Origin of the sequence: Streptomyces sp. NBC_01471, from assembly GCF_041438865.1 — a bacterium.
Classification (GTDB): domain Bacteria; phylum Actinomycetota; class Actinomycetes; order Streptomycetales; family Streptomycetaceae; genus Streptomyces.
In genome coordinates this window covers 51572-64520 of the sequence record NZ_CP109451.1, presented here as the reverse complement: position 1 = coordinate 64520, position 12949 = coordinate 51572, and the positions used below count along the sequence as shown (strand labels likewise).

At 67.8% G+C, this 12949-nt stretch carries 16 protein-coding genes and 2 pseudogenes; 12 read left to right on the top strand and 6 right to left on the bottom strand.

The features are described 5' to 3' along the window. The first annotated feature begins 41 nt into the window (after positions 1–41). Together tuf and OG285_RS36060 are read left to right on the top strand one after the other, a co-directional pair. A complete protein-coding gene (tuf, locus tag OG285_RS36065; RefSeq protein WP_331760060.1) occupies positions 42–1226 on the top strand; it encodes an elongation factor Tu in 1185 nt (394 codons plus the stop codon). A gap of 1058 nt (positions 1227–2284) precedes the next feature. Beyond that, positions 2285–2662, top strand: coding sequence for a nuclear transport factor 2 family protein (locus tag OG285_RS36060; protein WP_024757633.1), 378 nt, complete (start codon positions 2285–2287; stop codon positions 2660–2662). 673 nt (positions 2663–3335) lie between these two features. Here OG285_RS36060 and OG285_RS36055 read toward each other — a convergent pair. Then, entirely contained in the window at positions 3336–3827 is a 492-nt protein-coding gene (locus OG285_RS36055) for a nucleotidyltransferase domain-containing protein (RefSeq protein WP_331760058.1), read from the bottom strand. A 177-nt stretch (positions 3828–4004) separates the two neighbouring features. Between OG285_RS36055 and OG285_RS36050 the strand changes: the two are divergent. Continuing rightward, positions 4005–4214 (top strand): annotated as a pseudogene (locus OG285_RS36050) (winged helix-turn-helix transcriptional regulator); the annotation flags it as partial. A 183-nt stretch (positions 4215–4397) separates the two neighbouring features. Beyond that, positions 4398–4790, top strand: coding sequence for a hypothetical protein (locus tag OG285_RS36045; protein ID WP_331760056.1), 393 nt, complete (start codon positions 4398–4400; stop codon positions 4788–4790). A gap of 182 nt (positions 4791–4972) precedes the next feature. Here the strand turns inward: OG285_RS36045 and OG285_RS36040 are convergent, their stop codons facing one another. After that, positions 4973–6112 carry a glycosyltransferase gene (locus OG285_RS36040; RefSeq protein ID WP_331760054.1) on the bottom strand — a complete coding sequence of 380 codons (1140 nt, stop codon included), beginning with the start codon at positions 6110–6112 and terminating at the stop codon, positions 4973–4975. 85 nt (positions 6113–6197) lie between these two features. Here OG285_RS36040 and OG285_RS36035 point away from each other — a divergent pair, with 85 nt between their 5' ends. Together OG285_RS36035 and OG285_RS36030 are read left to right on the top strand one after the other, a co-directional pair. After that, a complete protein-coding gene (locus OG285_RS36035; RefSeq protein WP_331760053.1) occupies positions 6198–6761 on the top strand; it encodes a TetR/AcrR family transcriptional regulator in 564 nt (187 codons plus the stop codon). A 94-nt stretch (positions 6762–6855) separates the two neighbouring features. Next, entirely contained in the window at positions 6856–7260 is a 405-nt protein-coding gene (locus tag OG285_RS36030) for a helix-turn-helix domain-containing protein (RefSeq protein WP_371793704.1), read from the top strand. Positions 7261–7318: 58 nt separating this feature from the next. Here the strand turns inward: OG285_RS36030 and OG285_RS36025 are convergent, their stop codons facing one another. From OG285_RS36025 to OG285_RS36015, 3 genes are all read right to left on the bottom strand, one after another. Further along, a complete protein-coding gene (locus OG285_RS36025; protein WP_331760051.1) occupies positions 7319–7795 on the bottom strand; it encodes an SDR family oxidoreductase in 477 nt (158 codons plus the stop codon). A 46-nt stretch (positions 7796–7841) separates the two neighbouring features. Further along, positions 7842–7964 (bottom strand): SDR family oxidoreductase, encoded by a 123-nt coding sequence (locus OG285_RS36020; RefSeq protein ID WP_371793703.1) that lies wholly within the window; start codon positions 7962–7964, stop codon positions 7842–7844. 94 nt (positions 7965–8058) lie between these two features. After that, positions 8059–8691, bottom strand: coding sequence for an NAD(P)H-binding protein (locus OG285_RS36015; protein WP_331760049.1), 633 nt, complete (start codon positions 8689–8691; stop codon positions 8059–8061). A gap of 515 nt (positions 8692–9206) precedes the next feature. On the opposite strand from OG285_RS36015, the gene OG285_RS36010 reads away from it, so the two are divergent. From OG285_RS36010 to OG285_RS35985, 6 genes and pseudogenes are all read left to right on the top strand, one after another. Then, positions 9207–9569 (top strand): hypothetical protein, encoded by a 363-nt coding sequence (locus OG285_RS36010; protein ID WP_331760048.1) that lies wholly within the window; start codon positions 9207–9209, stop codon positions 9567–9569. Positions 9570–9718: 149 nt separating this feature from the next. Continuing rightward, complete coding sequence (locus OG285_RS36005; protein ID WP_331760047.1) at positions 9719–10648, top strand: LLM class F420-dependent oxidoreductase; 930 nt, start codon at positions 9719–9721, stop codon at positions 10646–10648. A gap of 307 nt (positions 10649–10955) precedes the next feature. Continuing rightward, positions 10956–11351 carry a hypothetical protein gene (locus tag OG285_RS36000; protein WP_331760045.1) on the top strand — a complete coding sequence of 132 codons (396 nt, stop codon included), beginning with the start codon at positions 10956–10958 and terminating at the stop codon, positions 11349–11351. Then, positions 11351–11578, top strand: a complete 228-nt coding sequence (locus OG285_RS35995) for a hypothetical protein (RefSeq protein ID WP_331760043.1) — start codon at positions 11351–11353, stop codon at positions 11576–11578. Before OG285_RS36000 ends, OG285_RS35995 begins: the two co-directional genes overlap by 1 nt. Further along, positions 11566–11634: pseudogene (locus tag OG285_RS35990) on the top strand (hypothetical protein); the annotation flags it as partial. The gene OG285_RS35995 and the pseudogene OG285_RS35990, both read left to right, overlap by 13 nt. Before the next feature lie 226 nt (positions 11635–11860). After that, a complete protein-coding gene (locus OG285_RS35985) occupies positions 11861–12031 on the top strand; it encodes a SpoIIE family protein phosphatase (protein ID WP_371793702.1) in 171 nt (56 codons plus the stop codon). A 139-nt stretch (positions 12032–12170) separates the two neighbouring features. Here the strand turns inward: OG285_RS35985 and OG285_RS35980 are convergent, their stop codons facing one another. Beyond that, entirely contained in the window at positions 12171–12920 is a 750-nt protein-coding gene (locus OG285_RS35980; RefSeq protein ID WP_331760040.1) for an acetoacetate decarboxylase, read from the bottom strand. Positions 12921–12949: the final 29 nt, after the last annotated feature.

Here is a 12949-nt window from a genome sequence, read left to right as displayed (position 1 = left end):
GGCACACACGTCGTCGCAGTGGAATTCGGGAGGGAACCCCTGTGTCCAAGGAGAAGTTCGAGCGCACCAAGCCTCATGTCAACGTGGGCACGATCGGCCATGTCGACCACGGCAAGACCACGTTGACGGCCGCCGTCACGACCGTCCTGGCGAAGACGTACGGCGGCAATGCCCGGGCCTTCGACCAGATCGACAGTGCACCCGAGGAGAAGGCCCGGGGCGTCACGATCAACACGAGTCACGTAGAGTACGACACCCCGTCGCGCCACTACGCGCACGTCGACTGCCCCGGCCACGCCGACTACGTCAAGAACATGATCACCGGTGCCGCCCAGATGGACGCCGCCGTCCTCGTGGTCGCCGCGACCGACGGCCCGATGCCGCAGACCCGCGAACACATCCTGCTGGCACGGCAGGTGGGCGTCCCGTACATCGTGGTCTTCCTCAACAAGTGCGACATGGTCGACGACGAGGAACTCCTCGAACTCGTCGAGATGGAAATCCGCGAACTCCTCAGCCAGTACGACTTCCCCGGCGAGGACCCCCCCGTCGTACGTGGCTCCGCGCTCAAGGCCCTGGAGGGCGACCCCGACTACGAGGCGAAGATCATCGAACTCGCCGGATACCTCGACTCGTACGTTCCCGAGCCCGCCCGCGCCGTCGACAGGCCGTTCCTGCTGCCCATCGAGGACGTCTACAGCATCTCGGGGCGCGGGACCGTCGTCACCGGCCGCGTCGAGCGCGGCGTCGTCAAGGTCGGCGAAGAGGTCGAAATCGTCGGCATCAAGGACACCACCAGGTCGACCTGCACCGGGGTCGAGATGTTCCGCAAGCTCCTCGACGAGGGCAGGGCCGGAGAGAACGTCGGCGTCCTGCTGCGCGGCATCAAACGCGAGGACGTCGAGCGTGGCCAGGTCCTGGCACAGCCGGCCTCCATCAAGCCGCACACCACCTTCGACGCCGAGGTCTACATCCTCGGCAAGGACGAGGGCGGCCGGCACACCCCCTTCTTCAAGGGCTACCGGCCGCAGTTCTACTTCCGTACCACCGACATCACGGGCACCATCGAGCTGCCCGAAGGCGTCGAGATGGTGATGCCGGGCGACAACATCGCCATGCGCGTCACCCTGATCCACCCCATCGCGATGGACGACGGCCTGCGCTTCGCGATCCGGGAGGGCGGGCGCACCGTCGGCGCCGGTGTCGTCGCCCAGGTGATCGCGTAGGGCCCGGGCCGCGCTGACACTTCCTCACCTGCTGCTCGTGCTCCGACAGTTGTCGGAGCACGAGCAGCACGCCGCTTGGCCGCGGGATGTACGGGTCAGGCAGCGCGGCGGCGGTTCACGGCCTCACAGCAGTGCCTGCGTGACCGTCTGCACGGTGTTTTCCGCAGTGCGGTAGACGAGCGTGAGGCGTCCGTCGCCGGGCAGTCACCACCCAGCGCGACCGCCAGGGCCACAAGGTGATCAGCTACACCGAATCTGATTTCGAGAGCGACCGCTACGAGAAGGTCGTCGCGCCCCAACCGGCCGACACCGCACCCTCCATGCCGGCCGAAGTCCCTCGCCGCCCGGCCGTTTCAACTGAGGGACACCGATGCTGGCATCAGAGGGAGGACACGTCGCTGGTTCGTCCGCTTCCTGTCACGCTGTACTGCGTCCGTCGTTGACGCGGCATGCACCGAGACAGCGAACTGACGGACCAGGGTGGGAGCAGATCGCAGACCTTCTCCCACACCATCCGCGCCAGGGTGGACGGTGGCGCTGCCACCGTACGGTCATCAATGCCGTGATCCGGAAGCCTGAAGAACTCCCATCACCGCATGTCACAGGGCACTTTCTCAGTCCCGTCAATGTAACCGCCGAACATCAACCGGTGGATCGGGCTGAAACAGAGAGGGCGTCACGATTTGTCACACTTCCTCCGGCTCCACGGTGGGGGCGTGACACTGCGACCGCTGTGACACCCCCTGTTCCAGCGCCGTTCTCCCCGGACGCCGGAGCGGCTGGCAGAACTTCTGGTCCGCCGTTGTTCACCAGTTTGCATCCGTGTGAGCGCCTGGATCCCGCCCAGACGAACGCCGAGGAGGTGAACCTCCTCGGCATTCAGCACGAGGTGCTTTGACCTGCGCACGAAGGGACCTTGCGGGACCAGCGGCGGGCGTGCTGCCGTGCAGCGCACGCCATCAGCTTGGCGCTAGTGCTGTGATCGGGATGGTTCACCGTGGTCGGGAGACGGCTCACGGGACGAGCGCGGTCCGCGAGGCGACTGGTATTACTGGTGCATGCAGGAAGAAACCGCGCGGTCAGCGATCGACACGTTCATCTCCGCGTTCAACGCCTCGGACGACAGCTATGTGACTGCGCTGCTCTCCCAGGCCCTAACCTCGGACGTGGTCTTCTGGGGGCCGTTGGGCCGCAGTGAGGGGATCGAGGCGGTCGAGCGGTTCGTGCTGGACATCCGGCGCCACCCCGCGGGGACCGGCACGATGGTGCGCTGTTCGGCGGTGGACATGCCGGACGAGTGGGCCCGGTACCAGTGGGTCTTCACGACGCCGGATGGAGGCCCCCGCCTGGCGGGAACGGACGTCGTCCATCTGCGGCGGAGCCTCATCGACCAGGTCATCGTCTTCGCGGGGGAGATCGAGCCTTCCGCCTCCTGAGTCATTCTCCTCTGGCGCCGTCCTTCTGCTGAACCGGCCCTGTTCGGGGCTCCGGGTCTGCCCAGCCGAGATCACCTTCACAACGCTTCGGTAGTCCGCGCTTGGCCACGAGCGGACCGATGACGCGCTTGTGGCTGGGTGAGTTCGCGGTTGGCAACATCGTCGAGCCATAACCGAGTCGGCTACTGGACCCCGGAAGCACTGGGACGGCTCGCCGCCTTGACCGGCCGGAGCCCGTCCTCCCTGATCCACGCGATGCCACCGTTCGGCGCGATCGGCGACCCCGGTCTGCGACTTCCCCGCTCGGTCACCGAGGAGGTCACCGAGCCCCGACGGGGTCCCGCCTGCTGGCTCCGCATGGCCCGGCGTCACATCCGCGGCCTTGTCGTCCGCGGCACACCCCTTCCACCTGCCTGGCCTACGTCGACGCCGCGACCGCGCACTCAAGTGGTTCGCGTCCGAACCAGCTGCCCACCGCGTCGGCAGCGGTGGGCCCGCCGACTCGACGTGCTGGGCGAGGACCCGTTCGGCGATCCCTACCGACCGACCGGCGCCCGGATCGAGCTGGTCACGCATCCCGAAGTCGTCGTACTCACCGGCCTGTTCACCTCCCCGCACTGGCGAGAGCGCAGCCACCTGCCCGCCGAAGCGGCGCAGCGGCTTGAGCTGCTCCTCAGAAGTGGGTGGCGATCCCGAAGGCTCGGCGGAGTTGAGCCATGTCGTGCCGATCGCGTTCCGTGGGCTCATATCCCTGATGGAAGTAGACCTGCTGCTCGGCGGACAGACACGGGACAGTCGTCCCCTTCATGGTGCCTGTCACGAAGCATGAGGAGGGATAGACGAAAGGACGCTCCGGTTCGGGTGACGCCTGCACTGCCGAGCCATCGTCTCCAAAGACGAGGGGATGTAGGTCGATCTCTCGCCCGTCCGGAGCCGTGACGACAAATCGGATGGGCCTCCAGCTCAGGCTCTCCACGAAGCCCGCCTCAGAGAGAGCTGCCACCACAGCGGCTTCCTGGTCTTGCCGGTGCATCAGGTCCAAGTCGCGGTGTTCTCGGGTCTGTTCGCCGATCAGAGCGCCAATTCCCCATCCTCCCCCGATCCAGACATCTACCTCCGCCCGTCGCAGCAAAGTCAGAACAGACAACACGTCTTCAGCCGTCATCACGCGACGCAGACTAGAAGCGATCACCTCGGCCAGCGAACGAATTCCTCGACTGCGGCCAAGCCCGGTTAGAACCTGCCTCCCGAGCCAACCAGGAAACGGCCACCTTCCGTGCGAATCCTGGAAGCAGGCGTCTCACCATCCTGACGAAGCCCAGCCGAGGAGGCACCACTCTCGGTCCTGACTCGGTCCCTGCGCCGCCTGGAGTGCAACGGGATGATCGTGCGCCGCGTGCTGCCCACCTCGCCGGTCGGGGTCGAGTACTCCCTCGCCCCGCTCGGCGCATCCCTGCGGGACCCTTTCGGCCGGTTGTACGACTGGACGGTCACCAACGCGGACGAGATCCGGGCGGACCAATTGGCCTATGACCAACGCGTTCAGAGCTGAGAAGGCGTGCCCGAGCGCCCCGTCGTCCTGAGCTGACTCGCTCCGGTCACCGCCTCGGCGTCCGCAGGGCAGGCCGGATTCGTCACCGCTGGTCGACTTCGGTCTGGCTCTCAAACGCGTACAGCACCTGCTGGCGCAGCGGATCGACCAGGCCCTGCGGCCCCTGGATCCCAACCTGGGCCTGTGGGCAGTGCTAGGGGAGACGGCGACACATCCCGGCGCCTCCGCCTCCGAACTGGCCCGAGCGTCACGCCATACGCCATACGCCATACGCCATACGCCATACGCCATACGCCGCAGACGCTCAGCGGGCTGCTGCGCCGGCTCAAGGACCGGAAGCTCATCGAACGCAGCGAGGCCCGCGGTCGCGTCGTGGACAACCGCCTGACGCCCGCGGGCCACGAGACGCTGGCCGCGGTCACCCGGAACGTCGAGGACGTCATCACCGCCGCGCTGGCAGGGTTCAGCCCGGAAGATCGCGCGGCTTTCGCGGAACTCACCATCAGGTTCGCCGACGCGCTCACGCACCACCACGAGCCCGGCATCCCGCCCGGCCCCAGCCCGAGCGGGGCGTGACAGCCCTGCCGCAGCACGGGGATACCAGAGCCCTGGGGCATCGGTATCCCGACAAGCACCCCTCACCCCCGATCACCGCCTGATGCGACGCCGTTCGTCGGTTCGGCCGGGGACGGTGGTATGCCGCCCCCTGCTGGTAGTCGTCAGCGACCTGACCATCGTTACGGCAGGACCAGGACCCCCTACCTCGCCGGACTCCACCGCACCGGGGTCTTCTCGTGGTCGCCGCGCTCGTCTACCGCGCGTTCCAGGGTGAGCAGGATCTCGGCTGGGGATGCCATCCCGGCGATCTCCACGGCCGTCTGCCCGGCGGACCGGCGGAAGGAGGGCTGGGAGACGATATCGAGCGCCGCGGGGCCGGTGTCTTCGAAGGCGTCGACGGCCTTGGCGAGGCCGGCGCGGGTCAGCCGCGTCGCGTTCCACGGCTGGTCCGCGTGGAACGGCCGGACCACCATGGGTATCCCGGCGGAGAGCGCGGCAAGCATCGTCCCGGTGCCGGCGGCGGAGACGACGACGTCGGCCCAGGGGAGTATCCGCGCCAGGGGGACGAACCCGGTGCGGTGCACGTGCTGTTCGAACCGTGCCGGCTCTTGCGACCCCGCGACGAACACGTTGAACCCGGCCGCGACCAGGGAGCGCGACATCCCCTCCTCCGCGTGCGGATCGCCTACGGTGTTGCCCAGGGTCAGCAGCGCGCGGGGGCGCGTCTCGTCCTCGAACTTCGGAATCTCGAAGGTGTCCCCGTCGCGGTCGAAGGGGACCGGCCGTACGGCGATCCGGTCTGCCTCAAACGTCTCGCCCTCCTGTCGCAGCGAGGCGGGGTAGGGGTCGAGGTAGGCCAGTCGCGGGGTGGCGCGCAGCGCGTGGCGGTCGAGTTGGGCCTGCCAGCGCTCGTACATCGACACCATCAGCTCGGCCGGCACGCTGCCGCTGATGCCGTGGGCTGCCCACGGGACGTCCAAGGCGGCGGCGAGCATCGGCGAGACGAAGTCGAACGGTTCGGTGACGATCAGGTCGGGCCGGAAGGCGGTCGCCCGCGCGAGCGCCTCCGCGTAGGTGAGGTCGACCCTCGTCCCGGCGAAGTGCTCAACGGCCGCGGGGCCGGGCTGGGAGGGGTGCAGTCCCGTACGCCGCTGGGTCTCCTCCATCTGCTCCTCCAGACCCGGACCCGCGGTCAGCACGTCAAAGGGTTCCAGGAGGGGGGCCAGGGCCGCGCAGCTTAGAATGGCGACCTTGTGGCCGGCGGCATGAGCCGCCCTGGCCAGCGGGATCAGCGGAAGGACGTGGCCACCGGAGGGGGTGGCACCGAAAAGAACGTGCATATCGAGCCCCTTACTGAATGAAGGTTCATTTTATATGCCTGGCCGTGATCCTATCGGCCGGGCCGATCACGAGAGGGACGGGTCCGTGCCCAAGGTCAGCCAGGAGTACCTGGATGCTCGCCGTCGCGGCATCGTGGACGCGGCGTGCAAGGTGTTCGCCGAGAAGGGGTTCGTCGGCGCGTCGATGGCCTCCATCGTCGAGGCGTCCGGCCTGTCCACCGGCTCTGTCTACCGCTACTTCCCCAGCAAGGCCGCGCTGGTGGCCGAGATCGTGAGCGGGCGGGACGGCACCGAGGACGGGGCGTTCCCCGAAGGCGAGACGCCGCGGGATCTGCTGGTGCGGCTCATGGGGTACGTCACCCCGCCTGGCGCGCCCGCGGAGCATGCCCGGCTGGTCGTCCAGATCTGGGCCGAGGCGTCGACCTCCGCGGCCCTGGCTGCGCTGGCAGTCCAGCGCCACACGTCCCTGCGGAACCATCTGGCGGGGCTCTACGCGGAGCGGGCCGTCGGGGGCGCTCCGACCGCGGTGGACGAGACCCGCGCCGACGCGGCCCTCGCCGCGCTCATCGGCTACGCGACCCTGGCGGCCGTCGAGGCACCCGTCGATTTCGCGGACCTCGGCCACACCATCGTGACGGCGTTCACCTGAGGGGCCGTCTGGGCCCTGTCGCACACTGGATCGGGGTCGGAGGGAGATGGGGCCGCCGAGACGGCTATGCCGCAAGAAGGAGAGCGTGTGGTGGTTGAGCGGGAGTCGCGTGGTGTCGTCGATGGTGCCTTCCGGGTGGTGCGGGCTCTTCCTGAGGTCGGCCAGAAGCATCAGGGGGTGTCTCGCCCAGGTGACCGGGCTGCCGCGTCCGACGGTGCACCGGCTGCTCGGCCAGCTGCGCCGATCCGGCGCGGTGGAGTGGGCTGACGGCCACTGGGCCCTTTCGGCGTCGCTGATGGGTCTGGCGCGGCACGTGGAGCCACTGGCCGGTCTACGGGAGACGTCCTCGAAGGTCATCCAGCAGCGCCTGCGAGAACAGACGGGCGCCGCGGTGTCCCTGGTCGTACCTCCGGAGGGCTCCTTCGTGGCGCTGGAGATGGTCCCGGGTCGCGACGCGCTGCCGATCGCCGCGCGCAGCGGTGCGCAGCGATGGTCCTGACCCCCAGTGCGGTGCCGGCGGCGCGGCGGGCGGTCGTTCGGCGCCGCGCAAGCGGCGGTCAGACCGCGACGCGGCCTCCATCGGCGTGCAGCACAGCCCCGTAGATGAAGCTGGCCTCGTCGGAGGCGAGGAAGCAGACGGCCGCGGCGATCTCGTCGGGATCCGCTCCTCGTCGTGCCGGCACGGTTGCGGTCAGGGCGTCGAACATCTCGCCCATCGCGGCGTTCGCCGGGGTGCGAGTGGGTCCCGGGGCCACGACGTTGACCCGTACGCCCTGCGGGCCGTACTCGGCATTCCAGGACTTGGTCAGGGCCTCGATCGCCGCCTTGGAGGCTCCGTAGGCGGCCAGGCCGCTCATGCCGATGGTCGCCGCCATTGTCGAGATGCTGATGATGGCGCCACCGCCCCGGGCTGCCATCCGCGGCGCGATTGTCGCGGTCAGGTACGCGCCGCGGTGCGCCAGCTTCATTGCAACGGCGCGGCCGATACCCGAAGTGCCGCCCGTCACGAGCGTGGTCTTTCCCTGAAGCGTCATGGTCCTGTTCCTTCGTCCTGAACGCCTGGGCGTTCATGTGGGCGATCTATTTCCAGCCGCCGTCGGCTTCGATGCTGGTGCCGGTGATGAGGGACGCCTCGGGGGAGAGGAGGAACGCGACCACGGCGGCGGTTTCGTCGGGCTGGGCCAGCCGGCCGAGTGCGCTCATGGAGCGGAGGAGTGCGGGGAACGGTACTTCGGTGAGTGCGGGGTGGACGTAGTGGGGGCCTGTCAGCGAACTGACGAGGACTCATGTCGGTGACCTATTTGCTGTCCATGACGACGACGGTCTGACGGATGAAGGTGCCTTCCGCAGCGGAGCGGAGCAGGAAGTCGGCGACGTTTGCGCGAGAGGTCGAGGGGAAGAGCGGCGTCTTCGTGACGTCCTCGAGCACGGCCTCGGTGTAGCGGCTGCTGCCTCGATTATTCAATGCTCCGGGGTATTCGAGGGTCCATTTCAGATCGCTGGCCCTCAAGAGTGCTTCCGACGCGGATTTGTCTGCGTACTTTTTCCGAAGCACGGTGCGGAACAGCGGGCCTGCAAGGAATGAGGCTTTGGCGAGAGAGTCGCCTACTCCGAACGCAGACAGGATGACGAAACGGTCAACGCCTGATGTCTTGGCGGACTCGATGACCGCACGGACGGCGTCGGTGATCAGCGTGGGGGTTTCGCTGACGCTTTTCACTCCAAGCGTGCTGATGATCGCGTCGTGGTCCCGGGCCGCCTTCGCGATGACGGTGGCGTCGGTGACGTCGCCGCTGACGATCTGGGCGCGTGGGTCGACGTTGGCGCCGGCGCTCCGCACGAGGGCGCTGATCTGGTGTCCCTGGTCGAGTGCCTTTTTGACCAGGAGAACGCCGGTGCGACCGGTTGCTCCAAGGACAAGAAACCTCATGGCATTTCGCCTTCTCTGTGAATCCCGAATCGAACCTCGTCGGGCCGCCACCGGTGGTTACGCCCTGCGTGGGGCGAGGATCTGATTCCCCACTTTAGTCAATAGAACTGACTATGTCAAAGCGGGGTCGAAGCTAGCCGGCGCCCGCCGGTCCCGGCGATTCGGCGGCGTACGGGACTCGGGGGCGGGCGGGCCGGTGCGGCCGGGCGTACCGCGCGTAGGGGGCGGTGATCTCGCGGAGTCGCCACCCCCGGTTTCACCCGCTGCTCGGCGTCCACGCCGTTCGTGCCCCCGTTACCCGTCCAAACCGTGGGCTCCACGCCGATGCCGACGCCGCCGAGCCGGATTGGCGGCGACCCGACCGCGGCAGCGCGCCTACCGCTTCGCGTGCGCTGTGTCCTGCACGCACCGTCCGCCCGGCCGCGTCGTACCCGTTGGCGCCGCCACGGTGTACAGTAGTAAAGATAACTGACTAGCGTGGCGGCTTAAGAGTCGAATGACACTGCCGTCGACAATTGCGCAACGCCGCGGTGCGACCTGCCGGGGTGGCCCTGGAGATGGCCGCCGGCGAGCGGATGGCGGCCGTCATCGACACCATGGTGCCGACACTCATCGACCACCTCGCCGAAGAGGAGCAGGAAATACTCCCGGTTGTCTCCGTCACACTGACGCAAAGGGAAGGGGACGCACTCGGCAAATACGGCATGAGCGCAATCCCCCTCACCCGGCGGCTGATCATCCTCGGCCACATCACCGAGGAAACCGACGGCGCGGAACGCCAGAGGTTCATGCGGGTCCTGCCGGCCCCAGCTCGCCTGGCCCACAAACTCATCGGCCACCGCCAGTTCACCCGCGAAACCACCACCATCCGCGGCTGACCCCACCCGCAATCCACCACACCAAGAACGGCTGCACGCGACGGTGTTCTTCGCCGTCTCCGCGCACGTCCGGTTTCCATCCCACCGGAACACCATTCATTCACTCATGCGAAGGAATTTCTCGCCATGTCGGAGCAGGTGAAAACACCATGAGCACTGGTGTCGTTCTCTTCGCGCCCCCCGAGGCGCCCAACTACGTGGACACGATCGTCGAACAGGCCCGCGAGGCGGCCGCCGCCGGACTGCGGTCGGCCTGGTTCGGGCAGCGATTTGACTACGACTCGCCGGGACTGGCCGCGATCGTCGGTCGTGAAGTGCCACAGTTGCGTGTCGGCAGCTCGGCGATTCCGATCTTCGGCCGCCACCCGCTGCTTGTCTCCAGCCAGGCGCAAACCACTCAGGCCGCCACCCATGGGCGCTACGATCTGGGTCTCGCGCTCGGCGCGCCCGCGTTCATGGAGGCCACCTTCGGTCTGCCCTACGACCGTCCCATCGGCCTGCTGCGCGAATTCCTGACCGTGGTGCGCTCCCTTGTGGAGACCGGGACCGCGGACTTCCACGGTGAACGCCTCAGCACAACCACGCTCATGTCCGCGAAGGTCCCCGGCGCCGAGCCGACCGTGCCCGTACTGGTCGCGGCTATGGGCCCGCAGGCTCTGCGCGTCACGGGTGAACTCGCCGACGGCACCATCCCCTACCTGGCCGGCCCGAAGACGCTCGATGAGCACATCGTTCCCACGATTATCTCTGCCGCCCAGAAGGCGGGTCGGCCCACGCCACGCGTAGTCACGTTGCTTCCCATCGTGGTCACCTCGGATGTTGATCGCGTCCGGGAAAGCGCCGAGCGGCAACTCGCCATGTACGACCAGTTGCCCTCCTATCACCGCGTCGTCGGCCTGGAAGGCAAGGACCGCGCGGCGGAACTGGCGGTGATCGGCGACGAGGAGACCGTCGCGGCCGCGATACGTCGCTACCGCTCCGCGGGCGCCACCGAGATCGTCGCGACCGAGACGGACCTGGGCGGTCCGGAGGACCAGCGTCGCACCTGGCGCCTGCTCGGCGAGCTGGCAAACGACTGAGTTTGCACCTGCTGATGCAGCGTCAACTCGCCAGTGGTTCCAACGTCGCTGACGAACAGCTGACCTGTCCAGCTGCTCAGAGTCACGCCCAAGGACGACGTGCCACCATGGTCGGAAAGACACTGCGGGGCGCGTACGCATCAACGAAGCCGACCTCGGCGAGCTCCTTCGCCAGTTCGCCCGTGCGGGCACTGGCACGTCCCACTGCTGAGCGAAGATCGCGAAAAGCTTGTTGCCTCTTGCCCGGGACCGTCGGCGCCCGGTGGGGTGGGCGGTCTACGGTGCGTACAAGCCATATGGGCCGTTGTTGCTGTCCGAGGAGGAGCTGCAGCAGGTGATTCTCACCCACCTCGCCGCGACCTTTCACCATTCCGGCGCACTGCTCGTGTTCGTCGCCCCCGGCCACCTGCGCATCTACTCTGACGCCGGGATCCCGTTGACGCTGGCCGACGTTGCGCGAAGCGTGCCGCTCGACGCACCGACCCCGCTGCTTCACGCGATCCGCAGCGGCAGACCGCAGTTCCTGGCTGACCGGGCTGAATACCACAGCCGCTGGCCGCAGGGGATCAGTGAACCGTGGCTGGGCCCTGATGTCGGCCGGTCGGTCGCCCCCCTCGGCCCGTCCGGCGACGACCAGCCACAGAGGGCCTGGATGGTGACCCACGACAAGGGGTGCCGCCTCTCCGCGGACGAACGCGCCTGATGATCACCCCGTCCAACCTTGCTGGGCAGGCGCTCAGGCGCATCCGTGCCCAGCAGGCCCGCATCGAGCTGGCCAAGGCCGTTCAGCACAGCATGCTCCCGGCGCTGCCCGATCACCTGCCCGGGCTGGAGATCGCAGCCCGCTACCGGGGCAGCTGTATCGGGCTGGACGTGGCGAAGACTGGTACGACGCGTTCGAGACACCTGACGGTGCGGTGGCCTCGGTGATCGGCGACGCCCAGGGGCACGACGTGGACGCCGCTGCCTTTATGGGGCAAGTGCGCGCTTCGATGCGTGCCATCGCTGCTCATGCCCCCGATCCGGCAACGGTGCTTGCGCACCAAAGAGTTGCTCGTCACGATGGACGCGGCTCGGTTCGCGAGCTGCATCATGCTGTATGTCATGTCAATCCGGGGACGGGAAAGTCACCGGTGCCAACGCGGGTCACGTGTCACTGTTGTGTGTGCACGGTGACGGCAGTTATGAATCCGCGAGCTGCCGGGCGGTACGGTGCTGGGGGTATCGCCCGAGGCTGCCTGCCCGCAACAGGTGCTCACCCTCGACGAGGACGCTGCGCTCGTTGTGGTCACCGATGGTGTGGTCGAAGGACCGGGCCTGACGCTGGAAACCGGCTTGGAGCACGCCGGAACCGTGGCCGCTCGGGCATTCGTGACGGACTGAGCATCGAGGCAACCGCAGACGAAGTTCTTGCCGCCGCAAGATCCGTGGACCACGTCGACGATGTCGCCGTGCTCGTCGTCCGACGGCGCCGATAACGATCTCCGTCGCGACAGAATCAGCCTCATGTGGCGAACGCGGATCAATCGCCGTGGCGGGGCGGTGCCGGGTCGACGAGGTAGTCGTGCACCTTCGTCATGGGGGCCAGTGTGAGATCGGTGACGATGTGGCTGGCCGAGACCACTTCCAGGACTGGCAGATCCGCCAGCGGTGCCATGACGTGCGCGAAGAGTTGCAGCCGGGCCGGGCCGGTCCAGGCGGCCTTGACCGTGAGGTCAGTGATCCGGGTATGGACCAGCTCGCAGACCAGGCCGGGGACGATCTTCACGGCGTACGTGGGTACACCGATCTGGGTGCGGGCCTCGGCCGGGTCGAGCGGCTGCCACTGGTAGGCCATGGTCGCGGTGGCAACCCGCTGGGTGCCGTAGTCGAGGGTGCCGATCAGGGCGCCCTGATCCGGGAAGAGTGCCGGGCTGCCGATCGTCTTGGGGTAGGCGGAGAGCTCGCGGCCGGCGGCGGTGGCGCCGAAGTGGTTCAGGTGCATCGCGTGCAGGTACTCGCCGTGTTCCTCTCCGTACCGGACGGGGATCACTTGCCCGCACTCCAGGTAGGGGCCGAAGCCTTCGACATCGCCCATCTTCATCACCTCGAACCGCACCAGCGGTTCGTCGCCGAGCTCCAGTGGCTCGGGCACGGCCTCTCGCAACGCGGCCGGGTCGGTCCGGTAGACGACGTTGAAGTACTCCCGGTCGGTGAACCGGGTGGCGCGAGGGGGATAGACGGGGGTCCGCAGCGGAGTGCTGATGTGGCGGCGGACGTCTTCGGCACGCATGAGGGCTCGCTCTCTGGTGGGGGGTGGGG

What these genes read in the sequence shown, in the direction of transcription:
- OG285_RS35980 (WP_331760040.1), bottom strand. Translation starts at nt 12,920, where the DNA reads ATGCGTGCCGAAGACGTCCGCCGCCACATCAGCACTCCGCTGCGGACC.
- OG285_RS36015 (WP_331760049.1), bottom strand. Translation starts at nt 8,691, where the DNA reads ATGAGGTTTCTTGTCCTTGGAGCAACCGGTCGCACCGGCGTTCTCCTG.
- OG285_RS35995 (WP_331760043.1), top strand. Translation starts at nt 11,351, where the DNA reads ATGATCACCCCGTCCAACCTTGCTGGGCAGGCGCTCAGGCGCATCCGT.
- OG285_RS36020 (WP_371793703.1), bottom strand. Translation starts at nt 7,964, where the DNA reads ATGAGCGCACTCGGCCGGCTGGCCCAGCCCGACGAAACCGCCGCCGTG.
- OG285_RS36040 (WP_331760054.1), bottom strand. Translation starts at nt 6,112, where the DNA reads ATGCACGTTCTTTTCGGTGCCACCCCCTCCGGTGGCCACGTCCTTCCG.
- OG285_RS36005 (WP_331760047.1), top strand. Translation starts at nt 9,719, where the DNA reads ATGAGCACTGGTGTCGTTCTCTTCGCGCCCCCCGAGGCGCCCAACTAC.
- OG285_RS36025 (WP_331760051.1), bottom strand. Translation starts at nt 7,795, where the DNA reads ATGACGCTTCAGGGAAAGACCACGCTCGTGACGGGCGGCACTTCGGGT.
- OG285_RS36055 (WP_331760058.1), bottom strand. Translation starts at nt 3,827, where the DNA reads ATGACGGCTGAAGACGTGTTGTCTGTTCTGACTTTGCTGCGACGGGCG.
- OG285_RS36060 (WP_024757633.1), top strand. Translation starts at nt 2,285, where the DNA reads ATGCAGGAAGAAACCGCGCGGTCAGCGATCGACACGTTCATCTCCGCG.